At 58.1% G+C, this 260-nt stretch carries 1 protein-coding gene; it reads left to right on the top strand.

The genetic code is table 11. The features are described from left to right. Positions 1–12: 12 nt before the first annotated feature. The coding region (locus tag ACYP03_RS26785) for an amino acid permease (RefSeq protein ID WP_459782778.1) at positions 13–260 on the top strand (248 nt) is incomplete at its 3' end.

The following is a 260-nucleotide window of genomic DNA, read 5'->3' as shown; positions in this document are numbered from 1 at the left end:
CCTGAAGGTTACATGGGGATATGGGCGGCACTGCCATTTGCCATGTGGTTATTCCTGGCAGTCGAAGGGGTGCCGCTGGCGGCTGAAGAGGCGACGAATCCGGCTAAAGATATGCCGCGAGGCATTATCGCTTCCATGCTGATTCTGATTGTGTTTGCCGCGTTGGTGTTGATTTTAGTACCTGGCGGTGCCGGGGCCGAAGCCATGAAATCACACAGTGCGCCATTGGTCGGGGCGCTGCAGTCGGTCCACGGCACGGA

The organism is Photobacterium sp. R1 (assembly GCF_054600795.1).
The sequence above is the reverse complement of the archived record's forward strand: the minus strand, read 5'-3'. Positions and strand labels throughout refer to the sequence as shown.